Source organism: Leptospira mayottensis 200901116, from assembly GCF_000306675.2.
GTDB classification, from domain to species: domain Bacteria; phylum Spirochaetota; class Leptospiria; order Leptospirales; family Leptospiraceae; genus Leptospira; species Leptospira mayottensis.
On record NZ_CP024871.1, the window covers coordinates 1,133,665 to 1,144,874 of the forward strand.

4 protein-coding genes are annotated in these 11,210 nt (G+C 41.7%); 2 read left to right on the plus strand and 2 right to left on the minus strand.

What is annotated here, in order from left to right; genetic code table 11:
• The first annotated feature begins 112 nt into the window (after window positions 1-112).
• Complete coding sequence (locus LEP1GSC190_RS05035; protein ID WP_117344680.1) at window positions 113-1,498, plus strand: DDE-type integrase/transposase/recombinase; 1,386 nt, start codon at window positions 113-115, stop codon at window positions 1,496-1,498.
• Between the two features lie 214 nt (window positions 1,499-1,712).
• Here the strand turns inward: LEP1GSC190_RS05035 and LEP1GSC190_RS05040 are convergent, their stop codons facing one another.
• On the minus strand, window positions 1,713-2,270 hold the full coding sequence (locus LEP1GSC190_RS05040; RefSeq protein ID WP_036048490.1) for a hypothetical protein: 558 nt from the start codon (window positions 2,268-2,270) through the stop codon (window positions 1,713-1,715).
• Between the two features lie 3 nt (window positions 2,271-2,273).
• Window positions 2,274-9,362 carry a TIGR04388 family protein gene (locus tag LEP1GSC190_RS05045; RefSeq protein ID WP_237578339.1) on the minus strand — a complete coding sequence of 2,363 codons (7,089 nt, stop codon included), beginning with the start codon at window positions 9,360-9,362 and terminating at the stop codon, window positions 2,274-2,276.
• A gap of 265 nt (window positions 9,363-9,627) precedes the next feature.
• Between LEP1GSC190_RS05045 and LEP1GSC190_RS05050 the strand changes: the two genes are divergently transcribed.
• Entirely contained in the window at window positions 9,628-11,013 is a 1,386-nt protein-coding gene (locus tag LEP1GSC190_RS05050) for a DDE-type integrase/transposase/recombinase (protein ID WP_117344681.1), read from the plus strand.
• Window positions 11,014-11,210: the final 197 nt, after the last annotated feature.

Sequence of the window (11,210 nt, forward strand, 5' to 3'; positions counted from 1 at the left end):
AAATTTGTGATTTGTGTCAATTATCATATCACTGACAAATAACAAAAATTAGGCGTTCAGCAAAAAAAGATTCATATTGTGATGAAAATATTACGATGTATTCACAGATAACATGCAGACAGCGACCCATTCATCAGTCATACTTCCTACAATCCCTAAAAAAAACAGGAATTCATACGATACATTCTGGAAATTCAATGTCGCTAACGGCGTTATTACTTCCGAGCAGCTCAAAGGGTTACCGAAATCCACCGTTCACTCTCTAAAAAACAAAGATCCAGATTCCTTTCGTCATATCTACGGGTTTCGGTTTAACGGGATGGAGCCGAATCTTCAAAGAGAAGCTAACTACCTTTCCATACGCTTGGAAAACTCTCTTACCCTTCAAAAAGGGATCATCGCTCTTGCAAAAATCAAACTATGTCTTCTTCAGATCAAATCTCTTCCGAAAAAGATGAAAAACTCAATTCAAGTTAAAGAAAAAATCGTCCGTACCATTCAAAGAGTAAGGGACGACCTTGGATTCGAAAGAACATTAAGGAAGTTTCATATCTCAAAGTCCACTTTTCACAGCTGGTTTTTCCAAGTGCGGTTCCGATGTAGTAGTTCCTGGGAAAAACTCTGCCACAAGCGGTTTGTCGGTCAGATTTCAGTCAAGGAAATCGATTCTTTAAAAAATCTTCTTTTGGAAAAAGCTACTTTGTTTTGGCCTCTTTCTTCCATTTGGGGATGCGCTAGAAAAAACGACATTCTGCATTGCAGCTTATCTTCCTTTTACAAATGGGCAAGAGTGATTCGTCCCGAACTCTTTTCAAACAAGTTTAAGAAGCTAAAGAAAGAAGGTTTTAAAACCTACCGTCCCAATGAAGTTTGGCATTGCGATATCACTCAGTTTGTCACCAAAGACAACGTCAAATCTCATATTTACATCTTGATTGATAACTTCTCTAAGATGATTTTAGCGTTTAGAGTCGCTGCCCAAGTCGACAGCGACATCTGTGCTTCGTTAGTCGAGGAAGCCATTTCCAAGTATCAAACCTCTTTTTCCAAATTGACCTTGCCCGATCTTTTTCCTTTAATCAATCTCAATCTTTCTAAAGAATCTTCTTTCGTTCATTTGATGACCGACGGGGGGCCCGAAAATCAAGGCGCTCTCGACAGAATCATTTTTGATTACAAGCTTCCAATCAACAAAATTACCGCAGGTAAAGACGTTTCATTTTCTAATAGTCCCATAGAGGCAATCCACAAAATCACAAAGTATCAGTGCCTTCATCATTTAGATATTCCTAATAGACAATCTTTGATTCAAAAATTGTCCGAATGGATTCCCATCTACAACGATCAACGGCCCAACAGAGCCGGCCGTTATCTACTCACTCCTTCCGAAATCTTTCGCGGTAAATCCATTGATTCTAATTTGCTAAACCAACAATCGAAAGACGCTAAAAAACAAAGATACCTCCTTAATAAAGTTACATCCTGTGGAGTTTGTTAGAATACAGGTTTCAAATCCGGTAATTAACCCAATCATCATTTACACTTTTATAATGTGATGTCTCTCTTCACATCATCCCTGCAACTTTCATGCCGGTTCACTTTTGTGAACCGTTTAGTCCAGTTTGCACTCGGAATGTGCTCGGCTATCTCCTTGGTTCCATCCCCGGAGCCCTGTTTTGTTTTTGGTGTGGATCTGCAACAGAACAAAAGCTTTACTTCTTTTTCTGCACCCCGTGATCTTCTTCGTGATACTGTAGTTCGTAGTTTAGTTTAATATCAGAAATGCATTCGGAAATCGTTTGAGAAGAAGCAACCTTCCCTTCGGCACTGTCCATATTCCATTTCCCATCTGATTCTTTCTTTGAGTAGTTTTCCGTCATCAATGCATAAGTCTCGACCTTAGTTATTGATGTATATTGCACAATAAAATATTTGCGAGTTTTACCATTGATTTCAATCGTTACACTTTCTAAATCTCGTTCTTTAACTTTGCCTTTGTAAACTTTACCTTCCGCAATCCCAAGTTCAAAAAAATTAACATTAGGATCAATTTTCAAACAATACTCATCAAATTTAGATATGATGCCCATTGATTCTTTAAAAGTATTTAAGCCGTCCATCGCAAATACCCAGTTGAATATATTTTCAGTCTTCATATCCTGCACCTTCTCTTCCTGGACGGAATTTTCTTGTTTGGGGACTTCTTTGTTTTCTTCCTTGCAGAAGAAAACAAAGAACAACATACTTACTAACGCTATTTTCTTTTTCATGTTTCACCAATTGTCATTGTATTTGATTTGATATACTTTACTGAAATCCATTTGTTTTAAATCATCTTTAGTTCGGCGGTTATTATTGATGTCATACCATTTACCATCCTCACCCCTCGCCACATTCTGCCAGTGATTTGCATTTCCGTCGCCTGTCGTGTCTGTAAACACGATCGCATTGTTTGCCTTGCTTCGGTTCAAAATGTCAACCTGGGATCGCGTCACATGGACTTCACCGCTCGCCGGATTTTTCAACGTATTGAGAGTTCCACTCCAGTGACTTCCCACACCCAAAGAAGGAGCCTTCATTCCCCTGTAATCACTGTTTGTCATACCGATATTCCCTAACTGAGCCTGGGAGAAATAATTTGTTTTAGTATCCGCTCCGAGATAGTTGGAATGCGAATTCACAAAACAAATCGCCGCCGTCGTAGACGAACCTAAATCATAACTCGAAATCTTGTTGTTCAAAATCAGATCTCTAACTTGGCCATATCGGCGATAATCTTCCAGACCACTCGTTACCTTAGCAAGATCTTTTTTCTCGTTAGGAGTCAATGTTCCATACGCTTCTTTCTCTTTCAGCTCAATCATTCTTCCCATCAGTTCAGTCCGATTGTCCGCATTCTCCCCTTTGTATTTAAATGCGTCTCCCGCCTTCATATCATTCATTTGATGATTCACTGCTTCGATTTTTAGCAAAAGTATTTCATTGTATTTGTCGTTTTTCCCTCCCCCAGAATTGATAGCTTTGTATTCCGCATCTAAGGCCGCTTTTTGATCTTTGAGTTTGTCCAACTTCATCTTGTCGCCCAAACTCATATTCGCCTCGTTCTCAGAAATCTTACTTCTCCTCAAATCGATTTCTGAGGTAAACTCTTTGTGCAGCTTTTTGTCCTTACCTTGGTTCGCGCTATACGTTTCATCTATTTTCTTGCTCAAGTTCTCAGCGGCACCATCTCTGTTTTGAAAACGCTCGTATTGGTTGATTTCCAACTTGGTTGGATCAATTCCAGATCCTTTGTTTTTTCCATCGTTGTCAATGTCACCGTGGTTTTGAGAGTAGTCTTCTTCTCTTCTCTGCGTAGCATATCCAACCGCGTCTAACGCAGATTTTCCTTGTTCAGAATTGTTCCTATTCTGAGCAGCTCTGGAATCCGCTTCTGCTTTCGCTGCCGCATATGCTTTTTCTTCGGGAGTCTCAGCCACCCCTTGAGAAAGACCGTTGTTCATTGCAGACTCGGCAAGAAAGTTACTGTTACTGGTTAAACCGCTCTGAGCATTGTAGTTGAATGCATTGGTTCCCCCCGAGTTTAAGCTGAGTGTAAGGCCAGTGTGTTCGTTCCAAGAAAGTCCTCCACTGACTCCGCCGTATTTACCGCCTTTACCTTCATACGAACCGTATTGGTCCGTAGATACATCCGCTCCCCATCCTCCAAACTCCGAACGAGAAAGTGTAGCACCAACTCCCGGAAGAACCACGTTGTTGTTTCTTGAAATTCCCACGCTAGTGCCAAAGCCGTCTTGTCTGTTGTAGCTCATTCCCAAGTTGAGAGTGCTGGCATACGATCCTGTGGTTCCGTTTTTACCCATTCCGAGTCCGAGGCCAGCGTTAGCTGAAATTCCTCCTTGTTCGGAATAACTTATTCCCGCGTTAAAGCTAAGTGCGCTTGTTCCCGCTTGCAAACCCGCGGATCCGCCGAATCCTGTTTGTTCGTTGTAACTGAGTGTGGCTCCAACTCCAAGGCCTTCCATCAGCTTCATGCCACCGCCGACGCTTGCTCCAAATCCTTTCTCTCTCGAGTAGCTTAGGTCATAGCTTACAAGACCTCCAGTTGCAATCGAAAGAGGAGCATTCCCAATCGTCGCTGCTCCAGCGAGCGCACCCAACACGCCGCCTTCCGTCGCGCCCTGTATCGTTTTGTAAGCTGCAAGCGCTACTAAACTCGCTCCACCTGTTATGATTGCCGTCGCAGAAGCAGCAACCGTTATTACTGTATCGATCGTTTCGCGGTTTTCATACGCTTGTTTACCCAGATGATCCGAGAACTTGTTCACTTTTTTCGTCACATCTGGATTTGCCGCAAGAGCGATGACACCGACTGGACCTACCGCAACTGTCGCTATTGCAACAGCCGCCATCGTGCCAAGACCCCGACCCATGTTGTACGAAAAGCTCGTCGTCATCGCGTGTGTCGCTTCTTTCTCAGAAATCTTTTGGTTTAAATACCAAGCGGGAATTCCGGTTGCTTGCGATATCGCTTCCGTGGTCACGCTCTTCTCGTATGCTTTCATCGCTTGTTTCATGTTGGAACCGCCGACAAGGGCTCCCACAAAACTCGCAGGTAATCCAGTTGCTTCCGCAACTGCTCCCGTTATGCGGCTTTGAACTTCGGATTTAATGGCTTCATGAGGTTTTTGTCCTCCGCTCATTCCGCTTAATACGTTAAACAGAAATCCCTTGCTTTCCTTCTCCGCGTCATTCGCCTTTGCTTGTTTTTCGATTCTATTTTGAATGTCTTCGGAGTAGACGGTATATTTTCGGTTTACGTTTGAGAGTTGATTGTCGACGTAATTGGTTCCCACTCCCTTCAACTTGAAGTTGTATCCTAAATTTGAAATATCAAATCCGGATGTGACGATCAAGTATTGCATTCCGTAGCTTACTTCCACAGGAATCCCTTTGACGCTCACCGAGCCTTTTAATTCTCTGCTTCCTCCAAAAACTGTGTCGTCGATCGAAGCTCCTTCATACATCGCTTTGCCGATCTTCTTCATATCTCCGCTTTGGCCTTTGAAACTTTCTGTTCCGAAGTTGTATTTCGATCCTTGTTCGTGATAACCTTTTAAGCCTCCCATTTCTCCTTCGAACATGTTTTTCAATTCGCCTGGTAAAGCTTGGAAGGCTGCTAAGTAATTCTCTTTACTTGCCTCATACAATTTCTTTTGATAACTTTCGATCTCCTGATTCTCTGCGTATTCTTCTTTGATCTCGTTTGTCTTGTTGCTAAACTGAGCAAACATCGTCTCCACGTTCTTTTGTAGATTGTCGATGTAGTTTTTAACTCCCAGTACCATTTCTGCGTTGAACCTTGTCGCGTTTGGATTCATCATATCCACGCTCAGGTTTCCAGGATTAAACTTCGTCTCCATTCGTATATATTGATATTCTAAATCGGGAGAATAACTCGTGCTCTTCATCGCACTGCCGTCGATTTCGATTTCTCCGCTGTAGATCTGTCGATACGCGCTGATTCCTTCTCCATCCACTCTAAATCCGTATCCTGCTTCTCTAAGATATTTGTATTCGTCTCCGTTGGTCAGCGCTTCTAAAAGTGTCTTTTGGAGATTTGCACTTCTTTCTTCGTTATCTTTTTGTAGTTTTTTTGCGTAGTCGTCTAAGTATTTTGACACTGCGCTGTTTGCCGCCAAGTTGATTGCTTGGCTACTTCCTTGTAACAATGTTTGCAATGCCGCCAAATCATTGTTATTCGTCACAAGTAAATTCATGTGAGAAAGTAGTTCATCTGCCTTTTTTTGTTTTTCTTCCAATTCTTTCTCTTGTGCTTGGATGTATTGAGCGACTCCATTGTTACTCACTTCTTGTGGTAACGAACTTTGGATACTTGCGATCATTTCTTGCAATCCATCCAAGAGTCCTTCTCCGATATTACGGTTTGCTAATTCTTTGGATTCGAGTAGCAACCGTTCCACTCGTTCTTTGTTTTCTTCTCCTTGTTTGTTTAAGTTGGAAGCGGTTTGTATCATTCCTTGGATTTGGTTGTAACTTTCTCCTTCGGATATAATCCCCGCCACGGCGTTCTTTCCTTCTTGGATTTGTTTGTTGATTTGAGTTGTATTCTGAAAGTTTTTGTTGAGTAGGTTATCTCTGTAACTCAGGAAAGAATTTTTGGTATATGTCAATCCTCGGTTGTCTATTTCACTCGTAATTTCTTCGCCTAACGAATAGTATTTCTTTTTTAAATATCCTAAAGCGTTGTTTTTTTCTCTCACCGCATAACCAGTGTAAAGCGCTGCTTCATCGAACTTGGCTTCGCTTCTTGCTTTGTCTGCTAACTCTTGATACTTCTCTGATTTTTCAAAGTATTCGTTTGCGGTTTTTAGATAGCCTCTCTCTTCGTCTACTACTTCTGCTTGTAGTGTTGTCGCTACAGAGATATCGTTTCGTATATTTGTGTATTCTGTTGTTGTAGATATACTTGTCGCTCTTCTTCCGTTAAAGTTAAATCCTCCGTTGGTTCCATTGATTTCATTTTGCCAAAACGTTTGGTTTTGTCCGCTCGTTGTAATTTGATTTTGAATCTGATTTAACTCTGTATTGTCTACGATATATGCCCCGTTTCCGTAAATCGTTTGTGCTAATGCATTGATTCGATTACTTGCGCTGAGTTCTGCTGTTTTGTAGGCTTCGCTTCTTCCAAAAGAATCTGCGATTGTTTGAGAGAGGTTGGCTCCTTGTCCGTTCCAACTTGTTTGGTTTTGCAGGTTTGTAATTGCTTGTTGCATTACGTTTCCTGCCGCTGCATATTGATACGTTTGATACAAACCTGTTGCTGCGTTGTAAAGCCCGGTTGTATTTGTCTCCGAGTTTGTAATTTGTGTTTGTAGTTGGTTTGCTTGTGAGGTTGCGTTTGTTTGGAATTGTGTTTCTCCGTCAGTTGCAGTTACCGCTTGTTGCAATATATCTTTTGCGGATAAATACCAATTTAACTCTGCTTGTTGGAAGATTGATATTGTGTCGTCCCAGTTTTCTTGTCCCGTTCTAAATTGGCTATTTGCGTTATCTGCGCTTCCTGCAATTCCTGCCATTTGGTAACCGTAAACTTCTGTGACCCAGGCTCCTCTTGCCGCCTTCATGAGATTAATCTGATTATCATAGTTGGAAATTGTAGATTGTTTCGTTTGTTCCAGTTCTAATAGTTTTGCTTGGTATTCTTCTTCGTATGTTTGCGATCTTTCTTCCCAGTCTTTCAACGGATTGACGAGTGACAAAAACGTGGATGCAATATTTGTAAACTGTGTTTTCATACTCGTCCAAAAGTTCTGGTTTGCTTGCATCGCAGAGTCTATGTATTTGTATTTGGTTTGAACCTGTACTTGTTCGATCAATCCAAGAGAATTGTACCAATTCGAGTTATTTAAAGCGCTTCCGCCTAACCACACTTTTGTTTCAAGCGCAACGCTTGAATTTGAAACTGCATTCCCCGCTTGGGAAGACAATCCAAACGCAGTGTTGTAATTTCCATAGACCGCGTTTCGTATTTTTGTGTTTGTCGCTATTTGATCTTTTTGTGCCTGGCTAAAACTTTCCGTTACCGAGGTGGAATAACTGTCGTCCGTATGCCATTGTCTGCTATAGCCGCACATTACTCCAAACGGAGCTCCGGTACAATCAGTTAAGTCTAACGCGTAGTGGCCGGTTCCTCCAAGGCAAGTTCCTCCTACATCCGATCCGTTACACGTCGCTTCGTAATGTCCTGCGCTGTAGTATCCCGTGCTGTTGTTGGGGACTACAGTATAGGATTGAACCGGTGCATTCTCTCCGTTCCATCCAAAATTTGAACATGGATAGGATATCCAAGTTATCCATCCGAATGGAGATCCGGACGCCTGAGTCTGGCAACTTTGGTATTGTTGATTGAGTTCCGCGTAATTCGGATTCATTACCGTATATGGATCAAAAGTGCTTACCAAAACTCCGTTTTGAAAACCTCCGTTAGTCGCACCCCAACCATATACGTTTCCGTCGTTTCCATACGTGATCGCTCGTGGTCCGGTAGACAGGTTGTTACAAGAACTACTTCCACTACAACTTAAGCTTGCGGTTGCCACTTCTTTTTTAAACTCTAGGACTTGAGTCGCATACGTCTCCTGCCATTTGGTTATATTCCAGTAGTCGGCTTTTGCGGTTGCGTTTGTTATCTGACTTTGGAAAAAATTTCCTAGTGTTTGCGCTAACGTGCCGAGGGATGCGTTAGAATTCAGAGCCTCCTGTAGATCTTCCAACAATTCGTCCATGTCCCCAAACACGGACGTCAAACTCGGATCACTTGATGCATTTGTTTTCAATTGATTTTCTTGAGAACGTATATTTGTAATTGTGGATTGAAGCGCGTTTCTCATTTGGCTTTGAGCGTTTGCAATCAATTGTTTGTTTGCCAACCACTGGGCTTTTGTTTGTTCGATTCCATTCAAATAACTTAATTTATCATTTTCGAGTCCTGTAATTGATTGATTCCATTGCAGGATTCCATTCTGGATCGCATTTAAGGAATTCTGTTCCCAGGTGTTTTGTTTGTTAAGTAAATCCTGCCATTTAGAATCCCAGAGCTGGGTTCCTTGGTAATAACTCTGTGCCGCTTGTGCGGGGTTTGTTGCTTGGGCGGCAGGAGTAGTGGTTACAGTTTGTACGGTCGGATTGATCGTATTCACCGCATTTGTGTTCGTCGATGTTACGTTGTTCGATGTGTTTTGAGATAATGTCGCTAAAAAGATTTGTAACTCTGCTTGTATGTATGCGTTTACGTCTGCGATCCATTGGTTCTTTGCCTGTTGTTTCTGCAGTTCCAGTTGTGCTCTTACAGCGTCTTTGTAAACGTTTACGTTATTCACCGTGTCCGAGTTATTCACTCCACCCACGATCGATTCTATCTCCGCGTTGACTCCCGTTTCCCAAGCGGCTTCTAAAACTTGTTCTCCGTTGTTCACCGAATTTAAAAACGTTCCCGAATCCGTGGCTCCGGCTTTTGCCGCGTCCACGTAAGGTTTTAATTCGTCGTTTGCAAATTGTTTTGTCGATCCGAGTGTCGGCACACTTTGAGCGTCCAGAGAACTGGAGGACAAAAAACTGAAAACGGTCAGAGGTATGACAAAGGATATATGAAACGAAAAGATCGTGATTAAACTGACGATCTTTGTTTTAAAGGAAAAACGATTCGGAGAACTGACGACTGAGCACGGAAAACTGGGGACAGTGGGGCGAATTTTTCTTCGCTTCCGCGAAGAAAAACCGCGCTCTTCGCTCCAATCTGCATCGCAACATGTTAGCATTTCCGTATATTCCAGTTTCATCCTTCAATTCATGTTGCGTCGCAGGATTTCTGCTGCGATCGCTTTCGCTTCGTAGTTCGATGTTTGGTCTTTAAAACTCAAAAGCTGAATTCCAAACCCGTGATGCAACTTTTCCCCCGTTTCCGTCCTCTAAAGACTCGAACAAGATTGAAAAAATTTGTGATTTGTGTCAATTATCATATCACTGACAAATAACAAAAATTAGGCGTTCAGCAAAAAAAGATTCATATTGTGATGAAAATATTACGATGTATTCACAGATAACATGCAGACAGCGACCCATTCATCAGTCATACTTCCTACAATCCCTAAAAAAAACAGGAATTCATACGATACATTCTGGAAATTCAATGTCGCTAACGGCGTTATTACTTCCGAGCAGCTCAAAGGGTTACCGAAATCCACCGTTCACTCTCTAAAAAACAAAGATCCAGATTCCTTTCGTCATATCTACGGGTTTCGGTTTAACGGGATGGAGCCGAATCTTCAAAGAGAAGCTAACTACCTTTCCATACGCTTGGAAAACTCTCTTACCCTTCAAAAAGGGATCATCGCTCTTGCAAAAATCAAACTATGTCTTCTTCAGATCAAATCTCTTCCGAAAAAGATGAAAAACTCAATTCAAGTTAAAGAAAAAATCGTCCGTACCATTCAAAGAGTAAGGGACGACCTTGGATTCGAAAGAACATTAAGGAAGTTTCATATCTCAAAGTCCACTTTTCACAGCTGGTTTTTCCAAGTGCGGTTCCGATGTAGTAGTTCCTGGGAAAAACTCTGCCACAAGCGGTTTGTCGGTCAGATTTCAGTCAAGGAAATCGATTCTTTAAAAAATCTTCTTTTGGAAAAAGCTACTTTGTTTTGGCCTCTTTCTTCCATTTGGGGATACGCTAGAAAAAACGACATTCTGCATTGCAGCTTATCTTCCTTTTACAAATGGGCGAGAGTGATTCGTCCCGAACTCTTTTCGAACAAGTTTAAGAAGCTAAAGAAAGAAGGTTTTAAAACCTACCGTCCCAATGAAGTTTGGCATTGCGATATCACTCAGTTTGTCACCAAAGACAACGTCAAATCTCATATTTACATCTTGATTGATAACTTCTCTAAGATGATTTTAGCGTTTAGAGTCGCTCCCCAAGTCGACAGCGACATCTGTGCTTCGTTAGTCGAGGAAGCCATTTCCAAGTATCAAACCTCTTTTTCCAAATTGACCTTGCCCGATCTTTTTCCTTTAATCAATCTCAATCTTTCTAAAGAATCTTCTTTCGTTCATTTGATGACCGACGGGGGGCCCGAAAATCAAGGCTCTCTCGACAGAATCATTTTTGATTACGAGCTTCCAATCAACAAAATTACCGCAGGTAAAGACGTTTCATTTTCTAACAGTCCCATCGAGGCAATCCACAAAATCACAAAGTATCAGTGCCTTCATCATTTAGATATTCCTAATAGACAATCTTTGATTCAAAAATTGTCCGAATGGATTCCCATCTACAACGATCAACGGCCCAACAGAGCCGGCCGTTATCTACTCACTCCTTCCGAAATCTTTCGCGGTAAATCCATTGATTCTAATTTGCTAAACCAACAATCGAAAGACGCTAAAAAACAAAGATACCTCCTTAATAAAGTTACATCCTGTGGAGTTTGTTAGAATACAGGTTTCAAATCCGGTAATTAACCCAATCATCATTTACACTTTTATAATGTGATGTCTCTCTTCACATCATCCCTGCAACTTTCATGCCGGTTCACTTTTGTGAACCGTTTAGTCCAGTTTGCACTCGGAATGTGCTCGGGAAGAGTATTTTGCGTTTGCTCGTGCATCGTTAGAGGGTGTTAGTTTGTGCG